General features: G+C 43.3%; 17 protein-coding genes. All 17 read right to left on the reverse strand.

Annotation, left to right across the window (positions count from 1 at the left end):
* Window positions 1–21: 21 nt before the first annotated feature.
* The 17 genes from A9165_RS12220 to A9165_RS12300 all read right to left on the reverse strand — a co-directional run bounded on the left by A9165_RS12220 (window position 22) and on the right by A9165_RS12300 (window position 18582).
* Window positions 22–1239 carry a glycosyltransferase gene (locus tag A9165_RS12220; RefSeq protein ID WP_065956089.1) on the reverse strand — a complete coding sequence of 406 codons (1218 nt, stop codon included), beginning with the start codon at window positions 1237–1239 and terminating at the stop codon, window positions 22–24.
* Window positions 1208–2386, reverse strand: coding sequence for an O-antigen ligase family protein (locus A9165_RS12225; protein WP_065956090.1), 1179 nt, complete (start codon window positions 2384–2386; stop codon window positions 1208–1210). Before A9165_RS12225 ends, A9165_RS12220 begins: the two co-directional genes overlap by 32 nt.
* A complete protein-coding gene (locus tag A9165_RS12230) occupies window positions 2373–3515 on the reverse strand; it encodes a glycosyltransferase (protein WP_141686162.1) in 1143 nt (380 codons plus the stop codon). The genes A9165_RS12225 and A9165_RS12230 overlap by 14 nt, the downstream gene beginning before the upstream one ends.
* A 210-nt stretch (window positions 3516–3725) precedes the next feature.
* Window positions 3726–4973: an O-antigen translocase gene (locus tag A9165_RS12235; RefSeq protein ID WP_065956092.1), complete on the reverse strand. Its 1248-nt coding sequence runs from the start codon at window positions 4971–4973 to the stop codon at window positions 3726–3728.
* A gap of 2 nt (window positions 4974–4975) precedes the next feature.
* Window positions 4976–6094, reverse strand: a complete 1119-nt coding sequence (locus tag A9165_RS12240; RefSeq protein WP_065956093.1) for a DegT/DnrJ/EryC1/StrS aminotransferase family protein — start codon at window positions 6092–6094, stop codon at window positions 4976–4978.
* Window positions 6091–6549 carry an acyltransferase gene (locus tag A9165_RS12245; RefSeq protein WP_065956094.1) on the reverse strand — a complete coding sequence of 153 codons (459 nt, stop codon included), beginning with the start codon at window positions 6547–6549 and terminating at the stop codon, window positions 6091–6093. The genes A9165_RS12240 and A9165_RS12245 overlap by 4 nt, the downstream gene beginning before the upstream one ends.
* The gene (locus A9165_RS12250; RefSeq protein WP_065956095.1) at window positions 6549–6953 is read right to left on the reverse strand and encodes an FdtA/QdtA family cupin domain-containing protein; all 405 of its coding nucleotides are present in this window, start codon (window positions 6951–6953) and stop codon (window positions 6549–6551) included. The genes A9165_RS12245 and A9165_RS12250 overlap by 1 nt, the downstream gene beginning before the upstream one ends.
* Before the next feature lie 3 nt (window positions 6954–6956).
* Complete coding sequence (rfbC, locus tag A9165_RS12255; protein WP_065956096.1) at window positions 6957–7487, reverse strand: dTDP-4-dehydrorhamnose 3,5-epimerase; 531 nt, start codon at window positions 7485–7487, stop codon at window positions 6957–6959.
* Between the two features lie 5 nt (window positions 7488–7492).
* Window positions 7493–8383 carry a dTDP-4-dehydrorhamnose reductase gene (rfbD, locus tag A9165_RS12260; RefSeq protein WP_065956097.1) on the reverse strand — a complete coding sequence of 297 codons (891 nt, stop codon included), beginning with the start codon at window positions 8381–8383 and terminating at the stop codon, window positions 7493–7495.
* Complete coding sequence (rfbA, locus tag A9165_RS12265; protein WP_065956098.1) at window positions 8374–9249, reverse strand: glucose-1-phosphate thymidylyltransferase RfbA; 876 nt, start codon at window positions 9247–9249, stop codon at window positions 8374–8376. The genes rfbD and rfbA overlap by 10 nt, the downstream gene beginning before the upstream one ends.
* A 2-nt stretch (window positions 9250–9251) precedes the next feature.
* Complete coding sequence (gene rfbB / locus A9165_RS12270) at window positions 9252–10322, reverse strand: dTDP-glucose 4,6-dehydratase (RefSeq protein ID WP_065956099.1); 1071 nt, start codon at window positions 10320–10322, stop codon at window positions 9252–9254.
* A complete protein-coding gene (gene wecC / locus A9165_RS12275) occupies window positions 10322–11575 on the reverse strand; it encodes a UDP-N-acetyl-D-mannosamine dehydrogenase (RefSeq protein WP_065956100.1) in 1254 nt (417 codons plus the stop codon). The genes rfbB and wecC overlap by 1 nt, the downstream gene beginning before the upstream one ends.
* A 3-nt stretch (window positions 11576–11578) precedes the next feature.
* The gene (wecB, locus tag A9165_RS12280) at window positions 11579–12700 is read right to left on the reverse strand and encodes a non-hydrolyzing UDP-N-acetylglucosamine 2-epimerase (RefSeq protein WP_065956101.1); all 1122 of its coding nucleotides are present in this window, start codon (window positions 12698–12700) and stop codon (window positions 11579–11581) included.
* A 4-nt stretch (window positions 12701–12704) separates the two neighbouring features.
* Entirely contained in the window at window positions 12705–13637 is a 933-nt protein-coding gene (locus tag A9165_RS12285) for a Wzz/FepE/Etk N-terminal domain-containing protein (protein WP_065956102.1), read from the reverse strand.
* 71 nt (window positions 13638–13708) lie between these two features.
* The gene (locus A9165_RS12290) at window positions 13709–16405 is read right to left on the reverse strand and encodes an SLBB domain-containing protein (RefSeq protein WP_255365714.1); all 2697 of its coding nucleotides are present in this window, start codon (window positions 16403–16405) and stop codon (window positions 13709–13711) included.
* 233 nt (window positions 16406–16638) lie between these two features.
* A complete protein-coding gene (gene rfaH / locus A9165_RS12295; protein WP_065956104.1) occupies window positions 16639–17133 on the reverse strand; it encodes a transcription/translation regulatory transformer protein RfaH in 495 nt (164 codons plus the stop codon).
* A gap of 102 nt (window positions 17134–17235) precedes the next feature.
* A complete protein-coding gene (locus A9165_RS12300; protein WP_065956105.1) occupies window positions 17236–18582 on the reverse strand; it encodes a capsule assembly Wzi family protein in 1347 nt (448 codons plus the stop codon).
* Window positions 18583–18711: the final 129 nt, after the last annotated feature.

The following is an 18711-nucleotide window of genomic DNA, read 5'->3' on the forward strand; positions in this document are numbered from 1 at the left end:
CCCGAACTAAGTTATCTTATACTAAGAATTAATGACATTTTCATAGAGTCTGGCGTAAGAAGCAACAGCAACTGATATGTCGCGCTCCCTATTAACGACATCAATTACCCTAACTTTCTCAGACTCATCTGTTTGAGTGATAGAACTCGCGATTTTCTTGAACGTAAACTCTGACAAATCATCTAAAACCAAACCTAAGTCATTTTTAATAACGAAATCTTCAGAATCACCAATGCCACGAGTAGAAATAATTTTAACCCCGGATAAAAGATAGTCATTAATTTTAATTGGAGATGCTACTCTATTAATCAAATGTGGCTCCCTAAAAATAACCCCATAGTCACAACGACCTATAACATATCTCAATTCACTAGGCTCAAGACTATAGAAAAAACATTTTTCTGAAGGAAGGGATTGAAATACCTTTAGCTTCATAGCCTCAATAGATTTAGAGCAAAAGACAAAGATTGCGTTTTCATTCTCCTTTTCAATATAAGAAAAAAAACGAATAATATCATCAAAACACTGCCACCCCTCTAAAGATCCTGAATAACAAAGTTTAATATACTTCTTATTTAAGAAATTTATCGGATAATCGCCAAATTTTGTAGAATCCTCACTAAAAGAAACAACAGGACCTGACAGAGAGAATGTCGGTATAATAGCTGTATTAGCTCTGTCTACCTTATAATTATCGATAACATAATCTGAAAAATACTTAGAAACAAAAACGTTAAAATCAGCAATTTTGAAAAAGTATTTTTCTAAAAACTTGAACAACCAACCTTTCAAGCTAAATCTGTTATAATAAAGTATCTCATCCCCAAATAACCCTCTTGGGTCAAAAACAACCTTGTAACGGTAAAACGGTTTCAAAATAGAAACGACAAGCATTGGCAAGTAACTTCTAACATGAATAATATTAAATTTATTTGATTCCTTTATTAAAAATAGCAAGAGTTTTAACTGGTTTACTACGTGATTACTATAGCTAATCGGTTTAATTTCAACCTTATCAAAACTTTTTTTCGAAGAGCATATTAAATCAGCATCTAAATTCTTTTCAAAAGTAATCAAAGTAAACTCAAAACTAGAGGGATCTGATTTAAATAATTCCGTAAGTAATGAAATGACTTGAGATTTTATGATAGGATCGCCAACTATACTTTCCATAGTAACATAGCAAACCTTAAATCTCACATCATTTTCACGCGTTGCTTTTTTTAGATTGTTGCTCATAGCTTGTAATTCTCGAGGAAATAAAAATCGACATTCCTAAAAAAAGAAATAGTTTTTCGTTCATTAAAATATCGCCGGAAAAGAGGGAGTTCAGAAAGTGAAAAATAAGTAATAAAGAAATTTTACTTTTCACGGAAAACGCTTTTAATAATAGCACGACAAAAGAAGCAAGCACTAAAAATCCATTCTCATATAAAATTTCTAGAATAAGGTTATGAGGGTAATACCTTACCTCTGAGTATCCCAGTAGTTTAAAGCTTTGGCCAACCCCCTCACCAAGAAAAAATATTTTAAAATCAGAGAATGACGCCAAAATTGTTTTAGCCCAGACAACATTTCTACTTTCATCTACAAAATGCTGACTTGCACCTTCAGGAACAACTCTAAAAAAACGTTGAACTATAAAATCAGAAAAATTATCTGGAAGGTAATTCCAAGCTATAAAATAGGTAAACCCTGCAGTTAAAAATGACAAAAAAATAAATAATATTTTAGCCCTAAACTTAAGAGATATGAAAACAGTAACCAAAAATGATAGTATAGGACCTTTGGATCCAGACACAACAACAACAACAAAGGTAAGAAAAGATGATGTTATTGAGAATAACAAATTACGCTTGTATATAAAAAAGTATATTATCAGAAACTCTAAAACTTCTCTAGAAATCCATATGGGATTTGCTTCTCCGATCTCAAGTCGGTTATTAACGGATAAAATTGGGTTGTTAAGAAAATTGAAAATAGCATAAGCGTAATAATTAAAACACACTAAACCAAGAGAAATGAAGTAACCTTTAAGAAACCGCTCAAAACTAGGATTACCGTAATTTTGAGCAACAAGTGCACCAAGGACAAATAGTGATACACACTTTATTAAAAAAAAAGTAAATTTATAAAAGACAAAGTCGTGTATAGGACCACTAAACACACTTAACGAATATAGAGCTATAAAAATCAAAAATATCAGTGCTTCCAGCCTAGTAATTAACCATCGCTTATTCAAGAAAGCGCTAACGAGAACAAGAGAAAGCGAAATGATATAAAATATGCTTAAACCAGAAAAATCAAAACTATACACAAGGAAAAGTGATGGGAGATTCAGCAAAAAGCCAGAGAGCATTAAAAATAGATTGTCATTCAATCTCATTATTGCCTCTTATCATTTTTTTAAGCCTGGAGATGAGTTTGAAAATTGTCGAAACACCTAGCTTGTAATTTAATTGTGTAATATTATCATTCTCAAAGGAAATTAAGTTGATCAACTTTCCTGTAACATAGGAGAGTTCATGGTTCGCTTTATAATATAGATAACTTTTTCTACCAATTTCATCTCGAAACTGTTGACATGAAACCAGTATTTCAATAAATGTTAGATCATCGGGTGATGGCTGGTAATTACTTTCGATAACACGCCCTAAAGTAAAATCTTTAGTATTATATAGCCAACGATAATGATAATTCGCGGGAACTGAAGTATAAAACACGTCCAGTAGTACAGTAGGTATTCCTAACTTTGCACCTTCTAGAGCTGACGTCCCCATTGCAAAAAGTATAGACACATGGTTTACAAGAAAACTAGATATTTCTGATTCTGCAATACTTCCGAAAAACTTTATTTTATTCGAGCTTATAAATAAGCCCTTCACTAAATCTAAATCCCTACCAGCCCCAATTACGCAAAACTCTTTATCGCTACTAGAGCTTAAAAAATCATTTAGGACTCTTATCAATATTTCAGTCTTGAAATCTTCAATGCGTCCCAGCCAACAAAGACTCTGTCCAGAACAAGCAATTTCAGTAGTGACAGGCTCTGATACTGGAATTGGTAAGTACTCCGGACGGCCCTTAAATTCAAATATCTGAGAATTAACTCTATGACACTCTCCGTCCATGAAAACAACTTCTTTTTTTTGTATAAGCTCTTCAAGATAACATCTTAAAATCTTAAGATCGGAGTTGTAAAAAAAACTTAGGACAAATCTTATTACTTTAATGTTAGTCTTTGAGAAAAATTTAAAGAATGGAAAATTCACAATTAAATTATAGGGATGAACAAACCAGTATATGACCTTTAGAGAGTTAAAGTTTGAGACATATTTATGAAGCAACCCTATGTTTTGAGCTACAGTTATTATTATAGCGTTACTGTCTAGTTGTAAAGGCTGATTGGCATTGTAATTAATGAAAGTTACCTTAGAATCGTTTACTAAAGACTTATAAACTCCTTCCTTATAGTCGACAATACAGACATCATAACCTGAATCAATTAGTTTCAAAGATAGCCTAGAAAATAGAGTTTGGACTCCGCCCAGTTTCAAGCTAGGATAAATAAAATATATCTTCTTACTAGATTGCCCTATCATTAACAAACCCCAAAACCTGACGCATGGTAAAAACAGCTTTATTACAGAACATCAGGTCGTTAGTATGTGTTAGCATATGAATAACCATAAAATCTAAAATACCCAGAAATAATACTATAAGCACTATATTATTTTTCTATACCTTAGCGCACCTAGGACAAACAATAAGTATGCTAGATAGTTTACCGCGTGAGCAACGCTCGCTGCTTGAATACCAAAATATTTCGTTAAAAAGAGCGTTAATACGAAGAAAGATAGTGCGAAAAACACTTCAGAAAATATAAAAAGCCCGAGTAGCGCCTTTGCTGTAAAAATGTATGCTGCTATCCAGCTTGCAATTTTTAGAAAATCGCCAACTAGCTGCCATCCAAAAAGAGTTTCCATATTCTGGAACTCAGAAGAGAATAGAAATTCTATTATAAACTCTCGAAAATAAAATATCATCAAACAGGAAGTTAGAACGAAAGGCATTATTATCTTGTAGCCGTGAAATATTTCACGTCTTATTTCTTCTGTTTTTTCTAGTTCAGATAGTCTCGGAAGAAGGTATACACTAAGCGTTGTTGTCACTAACATCAAATATGCAGTACTCAATCTCCACATCGCCTCCCAATTACCCGCGGCTTCTAATCCCAGAGTTTGGCTTAAGTGCTCTCGAACCAAAATGTGACTTACCGGGACGCAAGCCGCAGTTGTCAGTGCCATCGTAGAGTACTTAAGTAATTTCCTAACAGAATCGCTATCAATTTGACCAAACAAGTCCATAAAATTAAACCAGTCTGTTTTCGTGCAAAGATAAACTGTTACTACAAAAGACAACGACTGATATACTGCTAGCGAAATTAGCGCGCCGATCAGGCCATAGAGAATAGTTAGTATCACGGTGACGACGAGAGAAAATAAACTACCAAAAATACTTGCTAGCACATATAACTGTATCTCCTTCTTCCCATTTAGAATAGCCAGCAATAAATTATTCAACAATAGGAATACTAATGATATTCCAAGCCAAAAGAAAACATCTTTGTAAATAGCACTTTCGAATAATAATAACGACAAGAATTCACTACTTGAAATAATTATCAATCCGAAGAATATGGAGCAACATACCGCAACTGTACTTGCGGTGCGCCAAACCTTTCTTTGCTTCTTTTCGTCGTAATAGTATTCAGCAGTATATTTTGTAACCCCAGTATTAAACGCTCCACTTGAAAACGTCATTATAATTTGTACGACGTTCTGGAACTGTCCTATCGCAGCATAACCGGCAGGGCCAACATAAACTGCAAGTACTTTATTTATCCCCAAAAGGGTTATCATTTTAATAGCTACAGAAATACCACTTAACAAACTAGTTTTTATAAGATTCACATCTAACCTTTAAAACTGTTACAAGCAGAAATCACTTTATTTATCTGTTCATCATTCATTGTAGAACTTATTGGCAAACTAATAACCTCGCTATGTATATCTTCAGTTAAAGGTAGAGAAAAATGACTGAACTCATTATAAGCCTGTTGACGGTGAGGTGGAATTGGATAATGAATTACAGTTTGAATACCTGCTTCATTTAAGTGCTCTTGAAAAGCAGCTCTATTACGACTGCGAACTACAAACAAGTGAAACACGTGTTTATCCAAATCACTCAATGTCGTGCTGCTTGAAATTGGCAACATTAGAGAGTCATTTTTAATACCGTTAGCATAAGCGATAGCAATCTCTCGCCTGCGGTGTGTTTCATTATTTAAATAGTTAAGTTTTACTCTAAGGAAAGCAGCCTGCAACTCATCGAGTCGACTATTAACACCTTGATATGAATTTTCGTATTTTTTATGGCTCCCATAATTAGCTATTGCGCGCACAGTTTGAGCTAACTCATCGTCGTTCGTAGTAATAGCACCAGCATCACCTAAGGCGCCTAAGTTTTTACCTGGATAAAAACTAAAACCTGCTGCATGCCCCCAACTTCCGGCTACTTTGCCTTCAATTTTAGCACCATGTGATTGTGCGCAGTCTTCCAATACAAGCAAGTTATGCTCATTAGCTATCGCCATTATTTCATGCATTGGTGAGATCAAACCATATAAATGCACAGGTAAGATCGCTTTGGTTTTTCCCGTTATAGCAGATAGAACTGAAGCAGCATTGAGATTATAGGTTTTAGGATCCGGCTCAACTAGAACTGGTACAAGATTATTTTCCGTAATCGCTAATATAGAGGCAATGTAAGTATTCGCCTGGACGATAACTTCATCACCATCATTTAACTTACCAAGCTCCTTCCAAGCGCGGAGTACCAAAACAAGTGCATCTAACCCGTTCGCTACACCGATGCAGTGTTTAGTGCCGCAGTATTCTGAATACTCTGTTTCAAAAGCTTTTAGCTCAGAGCCCATGATATACCAGCCAGAGTCGATTACCCGAGCTGCTGCGTCAACTAACTCTTCACGATATTGAGCATTAATATTTTTCAAATCTAAAAATGGAATCATGATAAAAACCTAATAACTTTAGCTGGGTTGCCAATAACAACCGCTTTTGGTGGTACATCTTTTGTGACTACAGCGCCTGCGCCAACCATCGCATATTCACCCACAGTTACTCCAGGCAGTATTGTGGCATTGGCACCTATGCTTGCGTGGTCTTTTATGATTATACCGGTAAAGCTGGCAGGATACTGCTTGGACCGCGGTAGAGGGTCGTTCGTAAAAGTCGCATTTGGCCCGATAAATACATTGTTGCCTATTCTTGTGCCGTCCCATATTTGAACACCCGACTTCAGCGTAACGTTGTCACCTATAACAACGTCCCCCTCTATTAGGCACTGGGCACAAATATTACTATTACTGCCTATTGTTGCGCCTTTCAAAACCACCACAAACTGCCATATGGTTGTGCCTTCCCCAATACTACATTCAGCTACATCAGCTAGAGGATGAATGCGCATTACGTTACTACCTGTTTTATAAACTGTTCATAATCTCTAATGTAATCAGCGTCTTCATAATGCTCGCTTGCTAGAACTAACAATACGCAGTCATCTGAAAAATCATGCATTACACCCCAAACGTATTCGCTTTGTAGAAGTCCTTTGTTTTGACTATCTAGATTGTAAGTTACCTTCTCAACCCCGTTATCAAGCGTTACTTTGCAGGAACCAGAAACAGAAATTAAATATTGTTTCGTTTTGTAATGCGCATGGTTTCCTCTTGGAATGCCTTGCTTAGTTCCATAAATATAAAAAATTCTCTTTATTTCAAAAGGCACGTCTATGTTAGACTCTATGGCAACTAACTGGCCGCGATCATCTCCGCGTACCGGGTGACTTTTAAGTAACTGATCAATACTCATCAATTAATACTCAAATTGAGGAGCCGAAGCATCCTTCTCATTTACGATTAAGTTTTTCATTTCCGGCCAACTAATGTTTAGAAGACTTGATTTCCAATGTAGCGCTCGTTCAGAGGATTTATCATAGTATCCTGTTGTTTTGTATGCGAAAACAGTATCGTCTTCCAATGTAAGAAAACCATGGGCAAAGCCCTCTGGTATCCACAGCATTCGCTTATTATCAGCTGTCAGTTCTACGGCAACATGCCGCCCATAAGTTGGTGAATTTGGCCTGATGTCTACAGCAACATCAAAAACACCGCCAGAAATAACTCGTACTAACTTTCCTTGCTCATAAGGCCGGATCTGATAATGCAGACCTCTCAATACTCCCTTGTAAGAGATAGACTGATTATCTTGTACAAAAACTCGCTTTGCTACTTTTTCATCGAATACCCGCTGGTTCCAGGTTTCCATGAAAAATCCACGTTCATCACCAAACACAGCGGGCTCGATAATTTTTACATCTGGAATGACTGTATCTATAACTTTCATAGAATTCACTTGTACAACGTTAGGTTATTTAAGGCTGCTTGCCAATTGGACGGCGTAACAGAGAACCTTTGCTCAATTTTGCTGCAGTTAAGTATAGAAAATGCAGGGCGCTTAGCAGGCGTTGGGTATTGGGCTGTTGTTATCGCATTTACCTTCGGCGGATTGGCGATAAGCTGCTGATCAAACGCATTCTGAAAAATACCGCAGGCAAACTGATGCCAGCTCACATAAGGGGCGCCACTGTAGTGGTATAGGCCAAAACGGTTATCGCCTGTATGATTAAGCTGGGCCAGTATACTGATAATCGCCTCAGCAATATCACCTGCGTAAGTCGGGCCGCCTATTTGGTCGGCCACCACGCCTAATTCAGACCGGCTTTGCGCCAGGCGCAGCATGGTTTTGACAAAATTATTACCATGCTCTGCAAATACCCAGGACGTACGCAGAATAATGTGCTTGGCACAGTATTTTGCAATAGCTTGTTCGCCCCACAGTTTGGTTAACCCATACATACTTTGCGGGTTAGTAGCATCGCTTTCTACGTAAGGATTGTCGCTGCAGCCATCGAACACGTAATCGGTAGACACATGTATTAATACGGCATCAAGTTTAGCAGCGACTTTCGCCAGGTTTTGTGGGCCTGTCGCGTTAATCGCTTTGGCGAGTTCTGGCTCTTGCTCAGCTTTATCTACCGCCGTGTAAGCAGCGGCATTGATTATTACATCAGGGGCAAAAGCTAACAGTGTTTGTTCTACCTGTGCATTATTGGCAATATCAAGCGCGGCCCTGTCTAACGCCAACAAGGTAACCTTATCAGCGAGCTTTTTAGCTAACTGATAGCCCAACTGGCCATTAGCGCCTGTTAGCGCTACTTTTAGCTGTGGCGTTAACTGCATGATACTAACCGGGTTAAATACTGGCCGTACTCATTTTTCAGCATCGGTTTGGCTAACTGCAGCACCTGCTCAGTGGTTAACCAACCATTACGCCAGGCAATTTCCTCCAAACAGGCTATTTTAAGGCCTTGTACATGCTCTATTGTTTGTACAAAAGACGAGGCCTCATGCAGACTTTCGTGGGTGCCGGTATCTAACCAGGCAAAACCACGCCCCAAAATTTCGACATTAAGCTTGCCGGCCTCTAAGTACATTTGGTTAAGGGTGGTTATTTCCAACTCGCCACGGGCAGAGGGTTTAACCTGCTTGGCCAGCTCTACTACGTCGTTGTCGTAGAAATACAAACCTGTAACCGCATAGTTCGACTTAGGCTTCACCGGCTTTTCTTCGATAGACACGGCTTTCATGTCTTTATCAAACTCCACCACGCCAAAGCGTTCTGGATCTTTTACCATATAACCAAATACTGTTGCACCAATATCACGTGCCGCCGCATTTTTTAGGGTTTTTGAAAATGACTGACCATAATAAATGTTATCGCCCAGCACCAAACAAGCATTATCGTTACCAATAAATTCCTCGCCAATTAAAAATGCCTGCGCCAGGCCGTCTGGGCTGGGTTGCACCGCATAACTAAAATTAACGCCAAAAGCACTACCGTCACCCAATAAACGCTTAAAGCCATCTATATCGTCTGGGGTGGAGATAATTAAAATGTCGCGAATACCCGCAAGCATTAATGTTGAGATCGGGTAATACACCATGGGTTTGTCGTAAATAGGCAGCAGTTGCTTAGACACACCGCGGGTAATGGGGTAAAGCCGTGTACCCGATCCGCCTGCCAACACAATACCTTTATATGCCATGCTTAAGCTCCCTGCCCTAAACGTTCCAATTTGTAGCTGCCATCCAGTACCGCTTGCCACCAGTCTTTGTTAGCTAAATACCATTGCACTGTTTTGCGTAAGCCGGTTTCAAAGGTTTCTTCTGGCTTCCAGCCTAATTCACGCTCTATTTTGCTGGCGTCAATAGCGTAACGCAGGTCGTGGCCTGGCCGGTCCTGTACGTAAGTGATTAAACTCTCGTAGTTTGGAATATTCAGTGTTGAATTCGCAATAGGTGCTAGCTCTTCCAAAATAGCGCAAAGCGTTTTTACCACATCGATATTTTGCTTTTCGTTATGGCCACCGATATTGTAGGTTTCGCCCACTACACCCTCTGTGACTACTTTATATAAGGCGCGAGCGTGATCTTCTACATACAGCCAGTCGCGGATCTGGTTGCCTTTGCCGTATACCGGCAATGGCTTACCCGCCAGGGCATTTAAGATCATCAGCGGTATTAATTTTTCTGGGAAATGATAAGGGCCATAGTTGTTAGAGCAGTTAGTAACAATAACCGGTAAACCATAAGTGCGCTGCCAAGCGCGAACTAAATGGTCCGAACTGGCCTTACTGGCCGAATATGGGCTACTTGGTGCATAAGGCGTCGTTTCAGTAAACAAATCATCAGTGCCGTGCAAGTCACCATACACTTCGTCAGTAGAGATATGGTGAAAGCGAAATGCCTGCTTACGCGTTTCCGGTAAAGCTTTCCAGTAATTACGCGCAGCTTCCAGCAAGGTGTAAGTGCCAATGATATTAGTCTCAATAAAGGCCGCCGGGCCATCGATTGAACGGTCTACGTGGCTTTCAGCCGCTAAATGCATAACCGCATCTGGCTGGTGTTTAGCGAACAACGCAGCCATTGCTTCAGCATTGCAGATATCGGCTTGTTCAAACACATAGCGACTATCTTGCGCTACGTTAGCAACCGAGTTTAAATTACCGGCATAGGTAAGTTTATCGACATTGACAACCGAGTTATTGGTGTTCTTGATAATATGGCGCACAACTGCCGAACCAATAAAACCCGCACCGCCTGTGACTAACAATTTCATTACCAGATCCCTTTACTATCAACGACCAAACCACTGGTTGGTCTGGTGGACTTAAACATTTTATGATCTACCAGTAAAACGTGAATATCAGCCTGCGCAAAAGCTTGTTCAGTGCTGGATAACGTTTGCCCTGGAAGCTTCTGTGGTAGTTGTGTGATATTTGGTTCAACGAGCAGCACACTGCCGCTGTGAAACGCAATAAGTTGTTGTGCAATGGCCATCGCCGGGCTTTCGCGTAAGTCATCAATATCGGGTTTAAAAGCTAAACCATAACAAGCAATGGTGATGTCTTTAGCTGTTTTCGCTGGGTTAGCTTGCAAGAAGTCAGCAATTGCCAACTTTACTTTATTAATAACCCACTCAGGCTTGCTGTCGTTCACTTCACGTGCCTTGCGAATTAACCGCGCTTGCTCTGGCGTTTTACTGACGATAAACCAGGGATCTACCGCGATACAATGACCGCCAACTCCCGGGCCGGGCTGCAGAATGTTCACCCGAGGATGCCGGTTAGCCAGCTTGATCAGCTCCCAGACATTAATGTCCAGCTTGTCGCATATCATCGACAGTTCGTTGGCAAAGGCAATATTCACATCACGGAAGCTGTTTTCAGTAAGTTTGGCCATTTCAGCTGTGCGGGCATTGGTAACTACACATTCACCCTGTACAAAGGTTTTGTAGAGCGCTACGGCGCAGTCAGAGCATTTTGGCGTCATACCGCCTATTACACGATCATTTTCAATGAGCTCGCGCATTACATGGCCTGGCAATACCCGCTCAGGGCAATGAGCAACCCGGATATCGGAGTCTTCGCCGTGGGTTTGCGGAAAGGTTAAATCTGGCCGGGCCTCGGCAAGCCAAGCAGCCATTTGCTCTGTTGCACCCACCGGTGATGTCGACTCCAAAATAACCAGATTGCCTTTTTGCAGTGCAGTCGCGATGGCTTTGCTGGCCGCTTCTATATAGCTTAAATCCGGCTCGTGGTTATCACCTTTAAACGGGGTAGGCACTGCTACAATAAAGGCATCTGCCGGCTCTGGTGCGGTTGTCGCTTTCAGGTAACCCTCGGTTACCGCAGCATGTACCACAATATCCAGATCGGGTTCTACAATATGAATTTTGCCCTGATTAATTGTGTCGACAGCCTTTTGGTTTACATCAACCCCTATTACCTTAATTTTACGTGACGCGAAGACAGCGGCTGTAGGCAAGCCAATATAGCCTAAACCAATAACGGATAAAGACGTGAATTTCATTAACTAATTACCTTGAAAAAGTGTATCAAGAATACGTTGGCAGGCTTTGCCATCACCATAGGGGTTATGCGCACGGCTCATATTTTCGTAAGCCTCGCCGTTGGTAAGCAGGCTAGTCACTTCAGAGACGATTTTTCCCACGTCGGTGCCTACTAGTTTGACTGTGCCGGCAGCAACAGCCTCTGGTCGCTCCGTAGTATCACGCATAACGAGCACCGGTTTACCAAGTGATGGCGCTTCCTCCTGAATACCACCTGAATCCGTGAGAATAATGTGCGAGCGCATCATTAAATAAACAAAAGGCAGGTAGTCTTGCGGCTCAATCAAAAATACGTTGTTTAGCCCCGCCAATAGCCGGTTAACAGGCTGCTGTACATTAGGGTTTAAATGCACCGGATAGACAATTTGTATGTCTGGGAATGACTGTGCGAGCTGCTTTAACGCCTCACAAATACGTTCAAAACCACCACCAAAACTCTCGCGTCGATGCCCGGTAACCAGTAACATTTTTTTATTTCTGTCTAAAAACGGATAACGAGCAGATAACTCTGACGCCAACCGTGCATTTTGCTCAATTTTTTTTGTTACCAACATTAGCGCATCAATCACTGTATTGCCGGTCACGAAAATGCTTTCTGGTGTGACGTTTTCACGTAGCAGGTTTTGCTGCGACGTTGCAGTTGGCGCAAAGTGGTAACTGGCTAATGCACTGGTCAGTTTGCGGTTACCTTCTTCCGGCCAGGGGCTATAGATATTACCGGTTCGTAAGCCCGCTTCAACATGGCCTACTTTAATTTGCTGATAGTAAGCTGCTAAAGAGGCGGATAAGGTTGTGGCCGTATCGCCATGTACCAATACTATGTCTGGCTTAAATTCTGTTAATACAGGCTGTAAGCCCTTGAGAATGGCCGAGGTGACATCGGTAAGCGCTTGACCTGGCTGCATGATGTTTAAATCATAATCTGGTGTTATGTCAAACAACGCCAGTACCTGATCCAACATTTGTCGGTGCTGCGCGGTTACGCAGACTTTTGCATCAAAACGTTTATCAGCCGACAACGCGTGCACTAAGGGTGCTAATTTGATGGCTTCTGGTCGGGTTCCAAAGACCGTTAATACTTTCATCTAGTTACTTTTTATCCGAGAAATAGCGAACCAATACAAACATCATGCTCAGCAACGAACCAAGCATAAACGCTAAAATAACAATCAATGCCCGCTTAGGCTTAGTTTTTTTCTCTGCCACAACAGCTGGATCAACCGTTTTAAATACATATTCATCCCGCACATTCGCAAGCATTAACGTTTTTGTCTGTTCCTCAATTAAAGAGAACAACATGGTTCGAACGTCTGCCAAATTAGTTTGCGCAATTTGTTGATTAAGATATGCAATGCTTCTCTCAGCCTCGACCAGCTCGCGAGTACGCATCTCTTCATTAATTGCTTTTACTAAGCTATCCGCCCAGCTTTTGGCTAAGAGTGGCGAGTAATGCTCAATGCTCAGTTTTACCATGCCAGAGGTTTTATCCTGACTTACTGAAAATAGCTTCTTGAACTCTTCGATAGTTTCCAGTGTACTTGGTTTGGGTTGGAACGGAACATTAACTTTACGAACCCATTGCTGAGTTTGCTCGTTGTATATTTTGGGGTTCAATAATAGTTTGTTTTCTGAACGACTCCAGCCCTCAGCAGCCATAATGGGTAGATATAAATCGTTTTGCTCGATAAAACGGCCAATAAAATCCCGCGATTTTAGAATTTCCAGTGCCAAGCCAGTTTTATCGCCACCGCCCATACCACCCAGATTTACCCCTGCAAGCGCGGCTAAGCCGCCCAACTGACCGGGGATTTTAAGGCCTGAATCTTCTGATACCGGCGCCAGTGTCACTTCGCTTTTATAAATATCGGGTAAGCTTAAGGCATAGAACACCGAAGCTACGCTAAATAGAAAAGTGGTGACAATAATTAGCCACTTACCTTGCCATAGCGCAGTAAAGAGCTCACGCAAGTCGATTTCGTCGTCTGCAACCTGCGACACGGGTTGTTGAACTTGGTCAGACATAAGGTTCCTTGTTAGCATTTTAGGCATTCGGTTCGCGTAGCATACCGAATGCCACTGTTAAGCCTGGTTTTTTAGAATGAATTCAGCGCTGCCAAAGCAACGGCTGTTTGATAGAAAATTTGGGTGACTTGCGCCCACATACTCAGGCCATCTTTATATTCGGTATCCAGCGGCATAATAACGGTATCGCCTGGGCGTAACTCGTCATTAGCTGCACTAAACCAGCGGTTTTGGCTTGGGATCATTACTGAGCCGTCGGCGCGGATCACAAATACCCGTTTTTCGTCGGCGCGCTTACGGGCTCCGCCCGCCAATGCCAAGTAGTCACGCACACTTAAACCTGCGCGGTAACGATGTGAGCCGGGATGTTGTACTTCGCCCATTACCGTTACCGAGGTTTGGGTACGCGGAATGGTCAGGCTGTCCTGGTGCTCCACTTCGATATCAAAGTCGGCACGCCCCAGCATAATCTGCTCCAAATCAATTACCATGCGGCCTACCGGCTCTAAGGTTTGCAGCTCTTCCAGCATTTGTAATGGTGCCGGCGCAGTCATTGGCTGGCCAGAGGTTAAAATACGGCTGGTCACATCCGACTTTAATTGTGATAACAGTTTTTCGGCCTGCTCGGCTTCACGCAGTTTAATCGCCTCGCGGGTAAAAACTGCACCGTATGGATAAGCATCACGGGTAAAGCCGCCGGCACGTTTAATTACATCGGATAGCTTTTCGCCCTTTAATACCTGATAGGTACCTGGGAAGCGTACTTCACCTTTAATATTAACTAAGCGTACCTGCGACCAGTCTGGCGTTGAGAACACATTAATGCGGTCACGGCTGGTAAGTTGCAGATCCTGCTGCTGACCACTTAGGATGGCACCCAGGTCGATATTAATATTTTGCTGTTCAACACCGTTACGTTCAACCTGCTGCGCCAGGAAGCGGCTAAGTTCAGCCCGTGGTAAATAGGCAGAGGCATTTAAGCCACCGGCGGCCTGCAGCAACATCGCCACATTACCACCCTGTGCCAATGGGTATTCGCCTGGCACTTTTACGTCGCCACTTACCGATACGATAGGGATGATACGTTGATCGGTGCTTTGCTTGCGTAAGGTTTGCAACAGCGGGAATAGTAGCTCGCGGCGGGTAAAGTGCTTGGATAACGCCAGATATTCAGGGTTAACATATAACTGCTGCAGCATAGTGCCAACAAAGCTTTCAATAAGCGCCTGCTCTGACAGCTCTTTGTCGTCGAACTTAAACTGGGTACTGGCGATTAGTGCGGAGTTACTCTCGATTTGTTTAAAGAAATTGCCAGTAATATCGCCAGAGAGTAAGGCATTTTCAGTAAAGTGGCTTAGCTTGTTATGCACAGCTTTGCGAATAAAAGTATTTAGCTGTTCGCGCTCGTAAGCCAGGTTTACCTGGTGGAATACTAAAACGATATCTTGTGGCTGCAGACTAACCGGCTTAAAACCGCCAGGCTGGCTGCTGTCTACTGCATCCAACAGGTTAATTTGCAGTACTTCAACATCGCCACGGTTATTAATGCGGCGCACAATCAGGGCGTAGTCGGTATCAGTGCTATGCAGTAAGTCTGACCAAACATTACCCAACAGGTGATGCAGCTGCATGCCACTGCGCCAGGCATAAGTACCCGGACGCGACACGGCACCGGCGATAGTAATCTGATCGCGTACGCGCTGTGAGAGCACCGGTACTACTAATTTATCACCAGAGCGCAAAGCAAAATTTTGCGCCGAAGGCTCAGTCAGGTTTAGGTTAACCAGCTCGCGGCCATTGGGGCCAGAGCGTTGTAATGAGACGGCATTAACGTGAGCAGAAGCCTGTAAACCGCCGGCCATAGTTAACAACTGGCCAAGGGTTTCACCCGTGGCCAATTCATAATAGGCCGGGCGACGCACTTCACCTTCGATGGCGACAACAGCCCCGGCTGGCGCGACAAACACCACATCACCATGCTGCAGGGTAATATCGTTGGCGTTATTGCCTTTAAGAAGCAGGTCGTATAAATCGAAGCGGGCAACAGTTTGGCCACTGCGGGTTACCCGGATATCGCGCAAGCTGCCAATTTCAGACACACCGCCAGATACAAACAATGCCTGAGTAACAGAAGTTAGCGCCGATACCGCGTACATACCCGGATTACGGGCTTCTCCGGCGATAAAAACATTAATGGTGCGTAGCTGCCCCATGGTGACCGCCGCCTGTAAACCGATATTGGCTTCGGCGATGCGATTGCGAATAAGGCTGCTGGCCTGGCTAAAGGTTAAACCTGCCACATTAACCGGGCCAAGATCAGGTAAATTGACGCTACCCTCGCGGTTAACTACCAGCTCGTAGTCGCTGCTTTGTTTACCGTAAACTTGTAATAACAGGGTGTCGTCTGGTCCCAGACGATAATTATCTGGGACCGGCGCATTCGCTACCGGGGCAAAGGTGCTGATATTGGCGTCGAACAGGTTTTCACCAAAGCGCTTTAATTGTTCTTTTTCATCCGGTTCGCGGGTTTTGCGTTTGTCTTCCAGGTCGGCCATTGCCTGCATTAACAGCATTGAGTCGCGATCGGCCTGCGGCATCAACTTTTCCACATCCTGACTTTGCAGGCGGTTGGCGCTGGACGTGCCGGAGATCATGGATAAATCGAAACCGTACTGTTTAGCCAGGGCCTCTTGCTGGGCCTTGGGTAAACGTTTGAACTGTTCGATTTGCGCTGCGCTGGGTTGCTGTGCCATGACACTGGCAGCCATAAACAGCGCTGCGGTGCTCACAACCAGTTTGCGAAAAAAACTTTTAGACAACCTCATTAACTTGCTTCCGTTTTGTAGTTGATTATGCGTTTTCCAGCCTTCAGGCACGCTACCGCCCCTGAGTTAGGCGCCCCAGAACTGAATGTCATACTTTTTAACAGCGGGAGTATAACTTATCTGCCCTGCCGTTTTTACTGTTTTAATACCTGATTTAGCCGCGTTGGCAGCTGGTATCAGCCAGGCTTGCTTAAGTCTTTATTTTCCAAACTAAGTTGCAGTTGCTGGCCTAAAAAATTCAGCAAAATAATACTGCGCTGTTCGCCGTCAGCTTGCTGAAATACCGCGTTTAAACTGGCAAAGGGCCCATTTAGGATTTCTAACTTATCGCCGGGTTGAAACGGCTGCTCTGGCAGTTGCTGCTGTAATACCAGTTGATTCTTTAACAGGCAATGAATCAGGGAGCTGGGTACAGTTGCCAGCGTATCACCAAAACGGACTAGCCCGGCGACGCCGCGGGTGCTTCGAATGGTAGATAAGTTAAGAGTTTGCGGGCATTTTAGAAAAATATAACGCGGGAACAGTGGCTCTGTTAGCTGTACGGTTTTGCCGGCACGGATTTTTTTTACAGTGATCTGGGGGGCAAAGCTTTCAAAGCCTTGGTTGGCAAGGTGTTGTTGCGCTCGCTGTTCTTGCCGCGATTTGCTGTAAATGAGGTACCAACTGTCCATAGATTACTGCGTCCTTATTGCTGGCACGGATGGTAAGGCTGAACAGTATCGGGCGTCAATTCTTTCATCGGCTAAAGTGCGCAGCTGCTGCTTTTATCGCCATTACCAACGCCATTCCCAGCGTACGCCGACCGCATGGTTAAGTTCGGTGGTATCAACATATTGTTTGGCGCGCTGTAGCTGGTAGTCGATACTGACTAAACCGCTTAACAAAGGCCGCTGGTATCCGGCGTGGATAGCGGCAGGATCAACTAATAACTCGGGTTGAGCCGGATTTAACTGTGAGCTGGTTTTACTAAATTTAAGATAACCGCTTTCACCCGAGGGCGTAGTAATTTGCACCCCTGCTACCCATTCATTTTTAATCGCAGCCTGTATCTGGCCGGGCTGAATAAACAACCATTGGTTGTAGTCGGCTGCAATATGTTGGTACTCGCTAAAAAAGCGCAACAACACAAACTCGTTACCCAAGTGATATTGACCACCGACAAGCCAACCACTAGCCGTTTCACCACTGCGCTGGCTGGAGTACTCGGCATATAACGCGGTTTGGTTATTCAGGTGATAGCGCAGGTCCAGGCCAAGGGTAGTGATATCCTGCTGCGGTAATTGCTGGTAAAAAGGTTCGCTAATTGCTTGCTGCTCAGGCTTTGGCTGTAATTTGCGCCCACTTAGGCCCACTTCCAGCGTTGTGAGGGGCTTTAAGCCAATCCGGCTGGCCAGATAGGTGGCATGGCGGGTTGGCGCTGTGCCGGCAAATTCACCATATTGCAGATTAAATTGTACGGCGCCAAGCGCGCTAAGGCTTTGGTGCAGTGGTAAATTCGGATTAAGACGGCTTATTTGTAAGCTTTTTGCTGGCCGTTGCTGGTTATTAAAATTAAAGCTGCTATGAATTGCCGGCCCCCACCATTGTTGATGAATGGCTGCCAGCATAACCCAGTTGCCCGCGGTGTAAGCACCGTAGCTGCCGTCCCAGTGGGTATCGTTGTCAGAGAAGCTGTTGGCGTCGTATGCGTCGCGCCGGAATTGCTTGTATACCGCAGCCGTCCAGTTATTGTCTTTTAGTTCGGCACCAAGGCTTAGCATGGCCTCTTGCTGGTACTGATTACCAGCACCACGAGGCCCGAGGGCTTCATTGCTGCCAGAGAGCGTAAGGCTGTTAATCCGATCCTGTTGTGCAAAACCCGCAGCTGACTTTATGCGCAAATAGGCGTGCAGTTGCGCATCGGTGAGGCCTTGGGTGTCAATTTGCGCCAGATCTTGCAGAATGGGCTGCCACATTAAAGGCCAGGTATTAACCGGTGTTTTAATCAGGCCAGCATTAGCGAGCAACTGAATGCTTTGTTGCAGAAATTGATCTTCTGTTTTTACCCAGGGTGCAGCTTGCAACAGCGGGGAAAACGCGAGTGTGGCAGAGGCCAGAACAACTGTATAAACAAACCGCATAGTAATACTCTGACGTCCTGTACAAGTAGATTTTACGCGGCAATGCTACCAAAGCCCTCCCCCCGACACAACCCCAACTTATCCACAGCACTCCGGTACCGGTCAGAGGCTGATAGATCCCCACGATTT

The organism is Alishewanella sp. HH-ZS, assembly GCF_001704375.1.
Taxonomy (GTDB): Bacteria; Pseudomonadota; Gammaproteobacteria; order Enterobacterales; family Alteromonadaceae; genus Alishewanella; species Alishewanella aestuarii.